Here is a 15,760-nt window from a genome sequence, read left to right on the forward strand (position 1 = left end):
ATATCCGCGGATAACAAGGGTTCCTTGAGGATCGACGCCGCCTCGCCCATGACGGTCCGCCTCTATGAGATCAAGGGTGTCGATGTGGGCAAGGCACGCCTGACCTACCAGGCGAAGCTCAAAACAAAGGACGTTGAGGGCAAGGTGTTTCTCGAGATGATCTGCGTCTTTTCAGGGAAAGGTGAATTCTTCTCCCGCGCCCTGGAGACGTTCGTTACGGGCACCACCGACTGGGTCACGCAGGAAACACCTTTTTTTCTCAAGAGTGGGCAGGCCCCGGATATCGTAAAGCTCAATCTTGTCGTCGACGGCAAAGGCACCGTGTGGATAGACGATGCAAAGCTTATAAAGGGTCCTCTGCAGTGACCGGGCGATGGGACAAGGCTTCGCCTCGGCTGCTTTTCGGGAAGCATATGTCAGGTGCCGGGGTTGACGGGAAAGGGAGATTGCTGTGAAATATCAGGTCGGTGAGGTGGGAAGGGTGATCCTGGCCCATTTCGAGGATGGCGACGAGATAATCGCCAATCTTTCCGGCATCGTCCGGAAGGAGAACATTAGAGGAGGCATCTTTTACCTTCTTGGCGGGATAACGGAGGGGAGGATCGTCGTCGGACCGGTGCATGACGATGTGCGCCCGCCGGAACCGACATGGCGGGAAATAGTCGAGAGCCATGAGACCCTCGCCATCGGCACCGTTTTCTGGTATGGCGACGAGCCGCGTGTCCATATCCACGGGACGTACGGGAAGTTCGACACCGTGAAGACGGGATGCCTGCGCGATGAGGCGAAGACATTCCTCATCATGGAGGCGGTCATCATCGAACTCAAGGGTGTCGATGCCGTTCGCGATCTCGATCCCGTTATCAATATGGCCCTTCTCAAACTGACGGGCCCGACATCACAATTGTAGAACAAGGAGCGTGTGACATGGCCCTTTCCCCCCTCGCAGGCAAGCCTGCCCCGGAAGAAATACTCGTCGACCTCGGCAGGCTCGAAAGAGACTATTACGGGCGAAAACCCGACCTTGACGACCCAGCCCAACTGGTGAGCTTCGGCACCAGCGGGCACCGCGGTTCGGCGCTCGCCGGCACGTTCAACGAAGACCATATCCTTGCCATTGCGCAGGCAATATGCGACTACCGTCAGAGAAAAGGGACGAATGGCCCTCTGCACATGGGAAAAGATACCCATGCGCTTTCGGGCCCGGCGCAAAGGACCGCCCTCGAGGTGCTCGCGGCGAATGGTGTGGATACCATGATCCAGCGCGACGATGGTTTCACTCCCACCCCGGTGGTCTCACACGCCATCCTCTCGTATAACCGGGGGAGGAGCACGGGTCTCGCGGACGGCATCGTTGTCACCCCCTCTCACAACCCGCCTCAGGACGGCGGTTTGAAGTATAACCCATCCAACGGCGGCCCCGCGGACAAGCAGGCAACACAGTGGATCGAGGACAGGGCGAATGATCTCTTGCGAGGCGGCAACAGGGAGGTCCGAAGGATTGGATACGAGTCCGCCCTGAAGGCAGGTACGACCCGCCTTGTCGACTTCATCATGGCTTATGTCGAGGACCTCTCGAAGGTTATCGACATGGAGTGCATCCGGTCCGCGGGTGTCACGATGGGGGTCGACCCCCTGGGGGGGTCCGCGGTGCACTACTGGGAGCCCATCAAGGCTTTTTACGGTCTCGACATGACCGTTGTCAACGACGCTGTGGATCCAAGGTTTGCCTTCATGACCGTCGATCACGACGGCAAGATCAGGATGGACTGTTCCAGTCCCTACGCCATGGCGGGATTGGTGGCGCTGAAGGACCGTTTTCAGGTGGCCTTCGCCAATGACGCCGACGCCGACCGTCACGGCATCGTCACCCGCTCCATGGGACTCATGAACCCCAACCACTATCTTGCCGCGGCGATCCACTACCTCTTGACGCACCGTCCCGACTGGCCGAAGGATGCAGCCGTGGGTAAGACACTTGTGAGTTCGAGCCTTATCGACCGCGTCGTGGGGGACCTCGGCCGAAGGCTTTCCGAGGTGCCCGTCGGCTTCAAATGGTTCGTCGATGGCCTTTTCGACGGGTCCTATTGCTTTGGAGGCGAGGAGAGCGCCGGCGCAAGCTTCCTCAGGCGGGACGGGACGGTATGGACAACGGACAAGGACGGGATCATCATGGGCCTCCTTGCGGCCGAGATGACCGCCCGAATGGACAGGGACCCGGGCGAACTCTACCGGGAATTGGCTGCCAGGCTTGGGAAACCTTTTTACGTTCGGGTGGACGCCCCGGCGACACCGGCTGAAAAGGAGGCGATAGGGTGCCTGACTCCCGAAGCGATCAAGGAGGATGAACTGGCGGGGGAACCGATAACGTCCAAGATGACGAGCGCCCCGGGGAACAACGCGCCGATAGGCGGCCTCAAGGTTGCCACGAGGAACGGGTGGTTCGCGGTGAGGCCCTCGGGCACGGAAGACATCTATAAGATATATGCGGAGAGCTTCGTGGACGAAGGCCACCTCGAGGCTATCCTGAACGGGGCACGGCGGATCGTAAAGAACTCCCTGTGACGTGCTGGATCCGACCTGCGATCGAAAGGGGACGTTTCTTGTGCCGCCCTGTCTTATATGCTACAACTGATAGCCCCGGCTCCGGACGAGAGGCAGTGATTCGTCCGTCGCGCGTAAGGGCCGAAGGAAATCATCTGTCAAGGATTTGCGCCTTATCAGGAGCAACAGGCCCCAGCCGGGTCTGAACTATTCCAAAAAGGAGGAATATTATATGAGAAAAGTATTGTCATTGCTGTTGGCGTCATTCATGGTGATCCTGCTTGTAAGCGCAGGCTTCGCGGAAGAAAAGAAAGCGGCGAAAAAGGCGGCTCCGAAACCGGCCGGCGTTGAGGTTGAAACAGTCACCGTGACGACGACCGTGGAAGCTGTGGACGCCGCGAAAAAAACAGTCACCCTCAAGATGCCCAACGAAGTGTCGCGTACGATCAAGGTCGGGCCGGAGGTGAAGAACTTCGATCAGATAAAGGTCGGAGACAAGGTCAAGACGACATTCTATGAATCCATTGCGATCTTTGTGGCAAAAACAGGAGAAAGACCTTCCGCCTCGGAGCTCCGGACCGTGGAAGTGGCACCAAAGGGAGAAAAGCCCGGAGCACTCATTGTCGATACCATCGAGGTGACGGCAACCGTCGAAAAGATAAGCTACAAGAAACGCACCATCTCCCTCAAGGGGCCGAAAGGCAAGGTCAAGAGCTTCACCGTCGATAAGAGCGTCAAGAATTTCAACAACATCAAGAAAGGTGACGACATTTATCTGCGGGTTACCGAGGCCGTGGCCATCGTGGTCGAGAAACCGTAAGGAAAAAAGGATGAAACGACGATCAGGCGCCGCCGAAAGGGGCTCCTGATCGTCATGCTATGACCGGGAACACCACCATGACCCAACGTATGATCTCCCACCGGGACGACACAAGAAAAGGCAGAGCGTTTTTCCCCGGCGTGCTCACCAGGAAGCGGGCCTGCATAGTCCTCATCCTTGCCCTTCTTGTTCTTTCCGGGTGTGCAACGCCCGTGGGAATTGGTTATCTTGACGGGCAGGAATCATACCTGAATCTTACGGCAAATGTTCTCACCCATTCAACCCTCAGCGCGCCGACCACACAGATCTTGAACCGCAATGGACTTGCGCAAAGGTTCAAAAGCCATCCGGCGGAGGTGATCGCCTCCATACACAGGGGCGTTTCCATCGAGAATGAAGCGGACAGGCTCTTTGCGCTGGCGGAGCTTTCTTTTCTTCATGCCTCCCAGAGCGAGGACAGGTCCTACTATCTTGCATCCGCCATCTATGCGTACACACTGCTCTTCCCGAAGGATTTCTCCCGTTCCCTCGACGGTTTCGACCCCAGGTTCCGCACCGCCGTTGATATCTATAACCTGGGAATAGCCGCGGGCCTGAGTTCTTCCGACGGGCTGGAGGTCGATCTCACGGGCGGTACGTACCGGCTGCCCTTCGGGGAGTTTACTCTTTCCGTGAACCCGAGATCGTTTCGGTGGAGTTCGTATCGGCTGGTAAGTTTCGTCAATGCCTCGAGGCTTTCCATCCGCGGACTGCGCAACGAGTACCGTTGGCCCGGGATAGGGGCGGCGCTTGTGGCCGCCACAAAGTACGTCTCCGTTAACGCCGATCCTGTTACCGCCAAGGTACCGCCGGACGTAAAGGTGGCGGTCACGGCTTTCATACGATTTGATGATCCCGATGAGGGCCTGAAGAGAGGCTCGCTGACAGGGAAACTTGAGCTTTATACCACCGATACCGCAACAACAGTCACCGTCGAAGGCCGGACGGTGCCTCTTGAATTCGATACCTCCTCGGCGGTGGCGGCCAGCCTCGAAGGGTCGGAGGTGTACAAGACGGAGATAAAAGGCTTCTTTTCCGGTAATTTCCTGTTTTTTCCCGATCAGTCCCGGTTCCGAGAGAATATTTTTTTCATGAGTCCATACAGGCAGGGGCATATCCCGGTGGTCTTTATTCATGGAACCGCCTCAAGCCCGGCCCGCTGGATGGAGATGGTCAATGAATTGCAGAACGACCGGCGTCTCTGGGGCCGCTACCAGTTCTGGTCTTTCACGTACAACACGGGGAACCCGATCCTGTATTCAGGGGGGCTCCTGACGGAGGGCCTCAAAGAGGTGGTGCGCGCTCTTGACCCGCATGGCAGGGATCCGGCCCTCAAGGAAATGGTCATCATAGGCCACAGCCAGGGCGGACTTCTGACAAAGCTCGCCGTCATCGACAGCGGAACGCGTTTTTGGGACGCCACAAGCAATGTTCCTTTCGGCAAGCTCGATGTTTCGGACAATACGCGGGAAATGCTCGGGAGGAGTGTATTCTATAAGCCGCTCCCCTTTGTCCGGAGGGTCATATTCATCTCGACGCCTCACCGGGGCAGCTATGTTGCGGGGGGATGGATAGGGAGGCTTGCCGGCAAATTCATTTCCTTGCCCTTTCGAATGGTTGAGGGCATGAAAGAGGTAGTCACCCGGAACCCCGACGCCGTCGATCTGTCCACCCTCGAGGGCGTTCCCAGGAGCACCGCGAACATGGATCCCGTCAGTGTCTTCATCAAGGTATTTTCCTCCATTCCCATAGCGCCGGGAGTCCCCGCACATTCCATCATCTCCGTGCGCAATCCCGACGCCCCGAAAGCTAAGTGGACTGACGGCGTTGTCAAGTACGAAAGCGCCCACCTCGACGGCGCGGCCTCGGAACTTGTCGTCCATTCGGGCCACTCCTGCCAGTCGGAGCCGCAGACAATAGAAGAGGTTCGCCGCATCCTCCTCCTGCATATAGGCGTTCAGTAGCAGGACAGATGGGCCGGTGCTCCGCGTCTACGCCTTTATTCTCCTTCTCACCTTTTTCCAGCTTTCCGTTGTGAGGAAGCTTTCATCCATGTTGGCCACCATCGCCGTGAACCTGTTGAAAGGTGCGGCGAAGGTGAGGGTGTTTGCACGGACGCAGGGGCGGGCCGAGACGTCGAACATGCCGAGGACGCATCTTGGACGGGAGGTGTCTTTTTCGAGATAGGGATAGGTGATGATAGTGGAACAGCCGGCGCCGAAGGGGGAGAAGACGCCGCCGGGATCGCTCTCGTCGAAGTTCGCAAGGGTGAAGAGTCCTGATATCACGTCGGGGGAGGCGAAGAAGACGACGACGTCGGGGCTGTCGTTCTCTTCGATCATGTCCCAGCGTTTGAAGACGATGTAGCGGGCGGGAGCACTGAATTTGGGCATATTCTTCATTACCTCGCCGACGAGTTCAGGGGATTTCTTGTATCGTTCACCCTCGAGTTCGCCGGGTATGCCGTAGGAGAGAAAATACTCGAAGTTGGGGCGGAGGACCTCCGTGAATCCCAGGTATTTCCTTCCGCCGCCGCAGCCGATGGAATCGATGTTGAAGGCGAGCGACCGGCCGCGTGCCGTCCTCGCGATATCGGCGATGACACAGCGATGCTCTTCAAGGCTCTTTGGGCCTTTTACGATATTGGCGCCGCCTTCGTGGTCGCTGTAGAAAAAGACCACCGGCAGGGAGGCCCCGGGAAAGTATTTCTCCCACAACCTCACAAATCTTTCCTTCAGCTGCGTGTCCATGAGCATCTCCTTTTTTCCTTGTGGAAACTTAACACCGTCTTCCATTCTATCACGTTTTTTCCGGGGTCCAAACTCTTTCTTGACAACGTGGATGCACTTATCTAGTATGTGACAATATACTTTGCCCAAACGCATATTGTCTGCTTGAGAAAGATCCAGTCGGCAGCACCGAGAGAATTAACTGAAAATGAAAAGATGCCTTCTTTGTACAGTCACAGCAGTGTTGTTACTGATTGGGAACGTACTCTTGGCCCAGGATGCACCCATCAGGCCGGGCGACCCCCTGGACCTTGACAAGGCCATAGACATCGCCCTTAAGATGAACCCGTCCATAATGGGCTACCAGTACACAATGAAGGCGCGCGAGGCCCAGCTCGGTCAGGCGCGGTCAGGTTTTTTCCCGAAGGTTGACGGCTCCGCCGGATTTACCCGCAACTTCGAAGTGAACAATACCCGCGATCCCTATTACGGGGCGCTCCTTGACCAGTACAACCAGAACGTCGCCAATGTGACCTTGAAACAGATGCTCTTCGATTTCTGGAGAACGCCGACGGACGTTAATATCGGCAGGCTCAACGTGGAATCGTCTCGCCGCGATGTTGACAACAGCTTGAACACCATTGCCAACACCGTGAAATCTTCCTACTATGGGGTTTTGAAGGCAAAGCGCTCGCGGGACGTCAATCTCGAGGTTGTTGACCAGTACGCGAAGCACTTCCGCATCGCCTTCGTTTTTTTCGAGGCGGGCAAGAAGCCGAAGTACGATGTCACCAAGGCCGAACTGGACCTTTCCAACGCCAGACTCACCCTGATCAACACCGAGAATGACCTCAAGGTCGCCTGGGTGAACCTCAACAACGCCATGGGTATCGACAGCGATGGGGAGTACGCCATCCACGACAACCTTGCCTTCGAGAAATACGAGATCACCCTGGAAGATGCCCTGAAGACGGCTCATCGGGCACGCCCCGACCTCAAGTCCCTCGAGGCCCAGAGGGAATCCGCTGAAAAGGCCGTGGCACGGGCGAAGCAGGAGTACTATCCGCAGGTCAACGGGAACGCCCAGTACAATTTCGCCGGAAGCCGGTATCCCCTCGGGCAGGGATGGTATGCCGGGGTCGCGCTGTCGGTCAATCTTTTTGACGGGCTATCGACGACGAACAAGGTCGCCGAGGCACAGGCGAACAAGCAGTCCATCGACGCGAAGATCAGCGCCATGAAGCTCCAGATCATGCTCGATGTGAAACAGGCCTGGCTGGGCCTTGCCAAGGCAAGACAGACGATAGATACCACGAACGTGCAGATAAGACAGGCCACGGAGAATCTCGAGATTGCGAACCTGCGCTACGATGCCGGCCTCGCGACCCCTCTCGAGGTCACCGACGCCACCGTGACCTATAGCCAGGCGAAGCTGGCCAATATAAACGCCCTCTTCGATTACAAGGTCGCCAGGGCCAACATTGAAAAGGCGATGGGGAGCAGATAATGGGTGCACAGAAGGGAAAGGAAGTCATCGGCAGGCTCCGGGCAATGCCGGGGAAGAAGAAGGTCATCGCGGCAGGTATCGCCGTGCTGTGCATCATTATCATTATTGTGTATGTGGCGACGAAAAAGGAGCCGGCCCCGCCGCTGGAACGGGTCGCCGTGACCGCCGCGAAGGCAGTCGTCAGGGACATGCCGATGGAACTCAGGGAGATCGGCACCATCGAGGGGTACCGCAGCGTTCCCCTCTACGCTCAGGTCACGGGGCAACTGGTGAAGATTCACTTTAAGGAGGGCCAGGACGTCAAGAAAGGCCAGCCTCTTTTTACCCTCGACCCCAATCAGTACCAGGCAAAGGTCCGTCAGGCCGAGGCGCGGCTCGCGCAGGACACGGCGCAGATGAAATTCTCCCGGGACGAGGCGAAGCGATACAAGTACCTTTACGAAAAGGGCGCCGTATCCCTTTCCGATTACGAGAACAAGCAGTCCATCGCCGATGCCCAGGAGTCCCTCGTTATCGCCGACAAGGCCTCCCTTCAGGATGCCCGGCTCAGTCTGGCTTACTGTTTTATATCCGCCCCCTTCGACGGCCGCATGGGCGCCTACGCCGTTTTCGAGGGGAGGATGATCAAGGACGTGGATACCCAGCTCGCGACGATAAACCAGATCACGCCTGTCTATGCCGCCTTCTCCCTGCCCGAAAAGGATCTGCCCGCCGTCAGGAAATACTCCGCCGAGGGAAAGCTCAAGGCGAGGGCGATCGTCACCGGTTACACGGGAGAGCCGCCGGAAGGTGAGCTCACATTCATGGACAACACCGTGAACACCCAGACGGGGATGATACTTCTCAAAGCAACCTTTCCCAATACCGACAGGTTCCTGTGGCCGGGACAGTTCGTCAACGTCGTTCTTACCCTCTCCACCGAAAAGGACACCGTGGTCGTCCCCGAGCGGGCGATACAGCTCGGCCAGACAGGGAAGTACGCATTTGTGGTAAAGGCCGACAATACCGTCGAATACCGGGTCGTGACGACGGACAGGACGGTGCAAGGCCTGACCGTGGTGAGAAAGGGAATAAGCGCCGGCGAGACGGTCGTCACCGATGGCCACTTCAAGCTCAGGAACGGTTTCCCTGTTTCGATACGCGATTCCCTGGCATCGGGTCAGGGGGGCAACGGGGGAGGCCCGCGGCCCGTTCCAGCAAAACCGGCCCCTCAGAAGGCCGACGCAAAGGCACCTGAAACGGAAGCGTCTCCGGCGGGAAAGTAAAAAGTGAACATCTCAGCCATATGGATCAAGCGGCCCATCATGACCGTACTGGTCATGTTCGGCATTCTCTTTTTCGGTGTCAACAGCTACGTAAACCTTCCCATCAATAACCTCCCGGCCGTCGATTTCCCGACAATAATGGTGTCTGCGAGCCTTCCCGGCGCAAGTCCGGAGACCATCGCCTCCAACGTGGCGAAGCCTCTCGAGAAACACTTCTCGACAATACAGGGTCTTTCTTCGATGTCGTCCCAGAGCTATACGGGATCGACGAGCATCATTCTCCAGTTCACCCTGGACCGCAACATAGACGCCTGCGCTCAGGACGTGAACTCCAAGATAGCCGCCGCCCAGGGGGACCTGCCGACCAACATGCCGAGCCCTCCCACCTATGACAAGGTCAACCCGTCGGACCAGCCGATACTTTATTTCGCCCTCGCCTCCGAGACGATGCCCCTCACGGAGCTCAACGATTACGCCGAGAACTACCTCGCCCAGAACTTCAGCATGGTCAACGGTGTCTCACAGGTCATCACTTACGGTCAGAAATTTGCGGCGCGTATCCAGGTGAACCCCAAATTGCTGGCCAAGCAGGGCATCGGCATCGACGATGTGGAACGGGCCGTGAAGACGGCGAACGTCAACCTCCCCGGAGGCACCCTTGACGGGACCTTTCAGTCCTTCACCATCGATTCCAACGGGCAGCTCATGGTCGGTGAGGCGTACAGGGATGTCATCATCACGTACAAGGACGGCATGCCGGTCCGCGTGAAGGACGTGGGCGACGCGATAAGCGGCGTCGAGAAGGACAAACAGATGGCCGCATGGTACTCGACGCGTCAGAAGACGGAACGCGCCATCGTCCTTGCCGTCAAGAAACAGCCCGGGTCGAATACCGTCCTTGTCGCGGAAGGCGTGAAGGAACTCATTCCCCGCTTGAAATCCATGGTGCCGGAGTCGGTGGAGTGGCACCTCCTCTATGATGCCTCTGAATACATCGAAGAATCCATTCAGGATGTCCAGCTCACCCTTGTCCTGACCATCATCATCGTGCTCCTCGTTGTTTTCGTCTTTCTCCGTTCCTTCCGGTCGACCCTCATACCCAACGTGGCCGTGCCGCTGTCCATTATCGGGACCTTTGCGGTCATGAGCGTCCTCAACTTCAGTCTCAACAACCTTTCGATGATGGCCCTTGTCCTGTGCGTCGGCCTCGTTGTCGACGACGCCATCGTTGTCCTCGAGAACATCGTACGGCACATGGAGATGGGGGAGAACGCCGCGGACGCATCCTTCACGGGCTCCAGGGAGATAGGGTTTACCATCATGTCCATGACGGTGTCCCTGGTCGTCGTCTTCATCCCCATCCTTTTCATGCCGGGCATCGTGGGCAAGCTCTTCCATGAATTCGCGGTCTGCATCGCCTCGGCGATCCTGATCTCCGGCTTCATCTCGGTCACCCTGACCCCCATGATGTGCAGCCGGGTTCTCAAGGGTTTTCATGAGAAGAAGGAAGGCACGTTTTACGCTCTTACGGAACGGGGTTTTCAGGCGATGATCGGTTTCTACGGACGCACCCTTCGGTGGGTGCTGGAGCACCGCAGGATCGCTCTTGCGGTCACCGTGATCGTCCTTGTCGTTTCGGGTTTTCTTTTTATGAAAATACCCAAGGGCTTCCTCCCCGCCCAGGACCAGAATTTCATGATGGCGTGGGTCCAGGCTGCCGACAAGATATCCTACGACGACATGCTGACCCACCAGAGCGAGTTGAATGAGCTTTTCAAGGCGGAACCCGACGTGAAGGACTTTATCTCCATCGCCAGCATCAACTCGTACAACAGCGGCATCGTCTTCGCAATGCTCAAGAGCATGAAGGAGCGCAAACGCTCCGTAGATGAGATAGTTCACGATCTCCGGCCGAAGCTTAACAGTATCCCGGGCCTCCTCGTTTTTCCCCAGAACCCTCCTCCCATCCAGATAGGCGCGGGGAATGCCCTCGCCGAGTACCAGTTTACCCTTCAGGGCTCGGACCTGACGGAGCTGTACAAGTATGCCGGGATATTCGAAGAGAGGATGGGCAAGCTCAAAGGGCTTGCGGATGTGAACTCCGACGTCAAGCTCAACCTGCCGAAACTCTTTATAAATGTCGATCGCGACAAGGCATCGGCACTGGGCCTGAGCCTCGACCAGATCCAGAACACCTTTTTCTCGGCATACGCGTCGCGGAAGGTGTCGACGATCTACGGCAAGCTCAACCAGTATTCTGTCATCCTCGAGGTTCAGCCGCAGTTCAAGGAAGACGCCTCGGCGCTTTCCTACCTCTACGTAAGATCGACGGCGAACAAGCTTGTGCCCATCGGGACCGTGTCCACGATAGAGGAGACCGTCGGCCCCGTCAACGTGAACCATACAGGCCAGCTCAACTCGGCGACCATTGCCTTCAACCTCATTCCGGGACATTCCGTGGGTGAGGCGGTAAGCGACACGAACAGGATAGCGAAGGAGATCAGCCTTCCCCAGTCAATCGTCACCGGTTTCCAGGGGTCGGCGCAGGAGTTTCAAAAGTCATTTTCCGGCATGGGCTTCCTCCTCTTTGTCACAGTGCTGGTCATTTATATGGTCCTTGGCGTACTCTACGAGAGTTTCATTCACCCCATTACTATTCTCACCGCCCTGCCGCTTGCCGCCTGCGGTGCCCTGCTCACCCTGTGGGTTTTTGGTATGGAACTCGACATGTACGGTATGGTAGGTATAATAATGCTTATCGGCATTGCAAAAAAGAACGGCATCATGATGGTCGACTTTGCCCTTGAGGAGGAACGCAGCAAGGGGCTCAATTCCGAGGAATCGATCTATCAGGCGTGTCTGGTGCGTTTCCGTCCCATAATGATGACGACGATGGCGGCCTTCTTCGGTACTCTGCCCATCGCGCTCGGGATCGGAGCCGGAGGCGATGCGCGCCAGCCCATGGGGGTTGCGGTGGTGGGCGGGCTCTTCCTCTCCCAGATCATGACCCTCTACATCACGCCCGTCTTCTATGTCTATTTCGACGAGCTCAACCACTGGCTCGGCAAGCGATCCAGAAAGAAGGAAGAAAAAATCTAAAGGAGCTTTTCATGTCTCAGGTCTATAAAGGTGTTCTTTTCATTCCCGGTCAGGACGAGTTTATCCCCGATTCCCATGTCTACGTGATCGGAGACCCTGCTTCCGGGGACCTCTCCATAGTGGATGCGGGGCTTACGGGAAAGGGGAGCTACAAGGCTGCTTCCATCGCAAAGCTCGGTATCAAGCCGGCGGATGTCAAGAGGATCATCATGACCCACACGCACCTCGATCATATAGGATGCCTCGCAGAGCTCCAGAAGACATTTCCCGGTGTCGAGCTGTGGGTCCATAAGCTGGAGGCGGACTTACTGGAAAAGGGGGACGATCGGGCCGTATACGGCATGGATATGTTCAAGGGTATGTGCCAGACGCAGTTCGGTCTTGCTCCCGATGCCTTCAAATTCAAGGTGGACCGCAAGCTCGAAGGCGGCGAGACACTGGAGATAGGCAACATGGTGTGGGACGTGATCAACATACCCGGTCATTCCATGGGAGGCATCGCGCTTTACGAGCCCATAGCGAAGATCCTCATCCCCGGGGATGTCATATATGCCGACTACGCCATAGGCCGTTTCGACCTCTTCGGTGCGGATGCGGCCCAGTTGAAGGATTCACTGAACAAGCTTTCGAAGTTCGACGTCGACATTCTCCTGCCCGGCCACAACCAGATCCTGAAAGGCCTCCCCGCCGACTACATGCGGAAGACCACAAAGATGTGGGAACCCTACCTGGTTTGAAGACAGCTTCAGGCTTCAGGTTAAAGACGGTTTCTCTGTCTGAAACGTGAAACTGTCTTCTACGCTTTGTTCTCGTAGACGTTCACCGTGATCTCTTCATTTTCCTCATGGAAGACGGCGCTGTGGTACTCGGTGGTGCAGTCGTAGACAAGTTTGCCTATTTTTATCCGGACATTGGGGTAGCAGGTTCCCCTTACCTTGACCGTCGGCCGCGCGGCTTTTGTCATCGTTGATTCGATCATCTCGATCTGGCCCCTGTGTTCCTGCAGCTGATGGTCCAGTTCGTCCGATGTCGCGAGAAGCCTTCCGTAGAGCATTTCCTTTTCATCGGAAAGCCCATCGGTTTGGCCCATCTCCTCAAGCGTGGAGATGTGCTTTCCGATCTCTTCTATGGTATATTCGGTCTTCTGGGCGGCTTCCCTCAACTCCTTGAGGCGAGCAACCGTCTTTGGCTCGAACCCCACCGACACCTCTGTGTTTCCTGAGATCTCCGATCCCAGGGTGTTCATGATCGCAAGATTCTGTGCGCCCAGCTTGCTGCCGATGACCCGCCCTTTGCCCAGGGCGACGTCGATGGAGTCACCCGCGAGCAATTCGGAATTGAGGACGTCGCCTACGACGACATTCCGCCCCGCCTCGGCATAACAGTTTTCGACGAAGAGCGCTGAAAGGTCCCTGCCGGCCTTCACGGTGCCTTTGTCCGCCCCCAGGATGCCGCCTTTAATGGAAATGTCCATTCCGGCCTCCAGGGAGCAATCCTCGACGACCCCGCGTATCTCGATGTTTTCCGTTGCCTTGATGGAGAAACCGGATACGACGCTCCCATCGATCTTCACACTGCCCTTGAAATTGACATTGCCGATGGAATAGTCGACGTCTCCCTTGATGCTGTAGACCGGCTCGACAAAGACCGATCTGCCTTTCAGGAAGGGCTGTCCGGCGATGGCGGCTGTGACCTCCATGCCGTCGGGGGAGATGATGGAATTTCTGCCGGCTGTGAACGTGATATCCTTGCCCGGTTTTGCGGGGACCGTCTTGCCCATGATCGTCATGCCCGGCTCTCCCGGGGTAGGGGGTGTCTTCCTTGCCAGGACGTCCCCTTCGGCCACGGCGTAGATAAGGGTAAGCTCCCTGAAATCAATTTTATTATGCTCCAGTTCTTTCGGCTGCATTTTGAACTCGAGCGGGAACAGGCAGTCGATCGTGGCGTCTGCCCCGTGCACGGGTTCCGTTGCCCTGGCGATCGCGATGGGTTCCTCGTAAACCTTTTCGGACAGGGCGCGGGCGGCCCCCTCCAGATCGATCCCGAAGACGATGCCCATTTCGTTGAGCCTGAGCTGTATATCCACCATGTTTATTTCCTTGCCGCCGTAACCCTGTTTCAGGGTCAATGAAGCGTAGTGCTGGTTGGCATCGACCTTTATTTCGAATTGTTCGTCCCGCGCAATGGCTGCCCGAAAGGGCGTGCCTGTCGTTTTGCTGGCGAGCTCCTTTTTGATCGCGCCTTCGTCGATCCAGTAAGACAGGCCGGATTCCCTCAGCCTGCCCACGACCTCCTGCAGGCCGGGATAGACGGAGGCGTCGCGAATGGTGACGTATGCGCACCCCTCTTCGTGGTTCACTTCGATTGTGATCGTGTCCGCGTGATCGATGTCGGTGTTATTCTGCTGGTGCAATGTTGTCATTGTCCCACTACTCCCTGCATAGGATTATCGCGACATCGCAAGCTTTCTTAAAGGTATCTGATTGTTATTTTTATGTTGACTCCGGGCCCTCTATCAATCATCATAATAGCTGATTATGACATTGCGGGGCAAACGGCACGGTCCATGGGGAGAGGCGACGGCGCGAACACTTGCGTGCCTTGCTCTCATCTTCGCCATGGTTTCCATGGCGCATGGCGAAGCCGCTCTGAAAAAACTTTCCTTCATTCCGCAATGGAGTCCCCAGGCCCAGTTCGCCGGTTACTACGTGGCGTATGAGACGGGCATATACAAGAAACACGGCCTGGAGGTGGAGTTCATCACCGGAGGGGCCCACAGGCCGTCGTCGGAAATCCTCAGAAAGGGCGAGGGCGACATCGGCAGCATCTGGCTTTCAACGGCTATCCAGAAACGCTCCAGCGGCATCAGACTTGTGAACATTGCGCAGATAGTCCAGCGCTCATCCCTCATGCTCATTGCCAAAAAGGCGCGGGGCATTAAACGGCCGGAGGACCTCGAAGGGAAGAAGGTCGGTCTCTGGGGTGACGAGTTCCGCATCCAGCCGGCGGCATTCTTCAAAAAATTCAAGGTCACCGTGAAGATTGTTCCTCAATCCTACTCCGTGAACCTTTTCCTTCGGGACGGCGTCGACGCCGCATCGGGAATGTGGTACAACGAATATCATACGATACTCAGTGCCGGCATCAATGCCGACGAACTCACGTCATTCTTCTACAGCGACTATGGCCTGAATTTTCCCGAGGACGGGATCTATATCATGGAAGAGACGCTGGAGAAGGACCCTGCCGCGGCATGCGCATTTGTCAATGCCTCTCTCGAGGGCTGGCGCTATGCCTTTGATCATCCGGAAGAGGCCATCGACATCGTGCTCAACTATATGACCGCGGCCAACGTGCCGGCCAACAGGGTGCATCAGAGATGGATGCTCCAAAGGATGAAAGATGTGATCATGCCGCCAGGCAAAGATGGTGTGCAGGGAGTCCTCAAGAGGGAAGATTATGAAAGGGTGGGGAATGAATTGAAGGCGGGCGGTCTCATAGGGAATGTGCCCGACATCGATGCATTTGCCTTCACGTGTACGGGATATGTTCAAAAATAAGGGCATTGCCTTCAAACTCGTCGTTTTCTTCACATTGAGCAGCGCAGCTATCTTTGCGGCCATCTTCAGCTACAACTACCTTGTGTCCCGGAGAATGATCCAGAAGGGCATCGAAGAGAACTCGGCGAACCTCATCACCACGACGACGAGCAGGATCGAGGTGCTTTTGACGTCCACCCAGAAAGTGCCTCAGAACA

The 15,760-nt window shown here is 56.7% G+C and carries 13 protein-coding genes; 11 read left to right on the forward strand and 2 right to left on the reverse strand.

The features are described from left to right. From PHC90_09295 to PHC90_09315, 5 genes are all read left to right on the forward strand, one after another. Positions 1-366 (forward strand): hypothetical protein (locus PHC90_09295; protein ID MDD3846544.1); only part of this gene is annotated, 366 nt, incomplete at its 5' end. Positions 367-451: 85 nt separating this feature from the next. Beyond that, on the forward strand, positions 452-910 hold the full coding sequence (locus PHC90_09300) for a DNA-binding protein (GenBank protein ID MDD3846545.1): 459 nt from the start codon (positions 452-454) through the stop codon (positions 908-910). 17 nt (positions 911-927) lie between these two features. After that, entirely contained in the window at positions 928-2,565 is a 1,638-nt protein-coding gene (gene pgm, locus PHC90_09305; protein ID MDD3846546.1) for a phosphoglucomutase (alpha-D-glucose-1,6-bisphosphate-dependent), read from the forward strand. 211 nt (positions 2,566-2,776) lie between these two features. Continuing rightward, entirely contained in the window at positions 2,777-3,364 is a 588-nt protein-coding gene (locus PHC90_09310; protein ID MDD3846547.1) for a hypothetical protein, read from the forward strand. A gap of 77 nt (positions 3,365-3,441) precedes the next feature. Next, positions 3,442-5,367 carry an alpha/beta fold hydrolase gene (locus PHC90_09315; GenBank protein ID MDD3846548.1) on the forward strand — a complete coding sequence of 642 codons (1,926 nt, stop codon included), beginning with the start codon at positions 3,442-3,444 and terminating at the stop codon, positions 5,365-5,367. A 27-nt stretch (positions 5,368-5,394) separates the two neighbouring features. On the opposite strand, the gene PHC90_09320 is transcribed toward PHC90_09315, so the two are convergent. Continuing rightward, entirely contained in the window at positions 5,395-6,153 is a 759-nt protein-coding gene (locus PHC90_09320) for a DUF169 domain-containing protein (protein MDD3846549.1), read from the reverse strand. A 247-nt stretch (positions 6,154-6,400) separates the two neighbouring features. Here PHC90_09320 and PHC90_09325 point away from each other — a divergent pair, with 247 nt between their 5' ends. Genes PHC90_09325 through PHC90_09340 form a run of 4 tightly spaced genes read left to right on the forward strand, consistent with a single transcriptional unit; the run spans position 6,401 to position 12,740 of the window. Further along, positions 6,401-7,639 carry a TolC family protein gene (locus PHC90_09325; protein ID MDD3846550.1) on the forward strand — a complete coding sequence of 413 codons (1,239 nt, stop codon included), beginning with the start codon at positions 6,401-6,403 and terminating at the stop codon, positions 7,637-7,639. Beyond that, on the forward strand, positions 7,639-8,904 hold the full coding sequence (locus PHC90_09330) for an efflux RND transporter periplasmic adaptor subunit (GenBank protein MDD3846551.1): 1,266 nt from the start codon (positions 7,639-7,641) through the stop codon (positions 8,902-8,904). Before PHC90_09325 ends, PHC90_09330 begins: the two co-directional genes overlap by 1 nt. 3 nt (positions 8,905-8,907) lie before the next feature. After that, positions 8,908-12,003: an efflux RND transporter permease subunit gene (locus tag PHC90_09335; GenBank protein MDD3846552.1), complete on the forward strand. Its 3,096-nt coding sequence runs from the start codon at positions 8,908-8,910 to the stop codon at positions 12,001-12,003. Positions 12,004-12,014: 11 nt separating this feature from the next. After that, positions 12,015-12,740: an MBL fold metallo-hydrolase gene (locus PHC90_09340; protein ID MDD3846553.1), complete on the forward strand. Its 726-nt coding sequence runs from the start codon at positions 12,015-12,017 to the stop codon at positions 12,738-12,740. Positions 12,741-12,799: 59 nt separating this feature from the next. Here PHC90_09340 and PHC90_09345 read toward each other — a convergent pair whose 3' ends face one another. Beyond that, positions 12,800-14,425 (reverse strand): FapA family protein, encoded by a 1,626-nt coding sequence (locus PHC90_09345; GenBank protein MDD3846554.1) that lies wholly within the window; start codon positions 14,423-14,425, stop codon positions 12,800-12,802. A 115-nt stretch (positions 14,426-14,540) separates the two neighbouring features. Between PHC90_09345 and PHC90_09350 the strand changes: the two genes are divergently transcribed. Then, positions 14,541-15,563 (forward strand): ABC transporter substrate-binding protein, encoded by a 1,023-nt coding sequence (locus tag PHC90_09350; GenBank protein MDD3846555.1) that lies wholly within the window; start codon positions 14,541-14,543, stop codon positions 15,561-15,563. After that, positions 15,550-15,760, forward strand: a 211-nt coding sequence (locus PHC90_09355; protein ID MDD3846556.1) for a hypothetical protein, incomplete at its 3' end; no start/stop codon positions are given. The genes PHC90_09350 and PHC90_09355, both read left to right, overlap by 14 nt.

The sequence above is a fragment of the Syntrophorhabdaceae bacterium genome (assembly GCA_028698615.1).
Taxonomy (GTDB): domain Bacteria; phylum Desulfobacterota; class Syntrophorhabdia; order Syntrophorhabdales; family Syntrophorhabdaceae; genus Delta-02.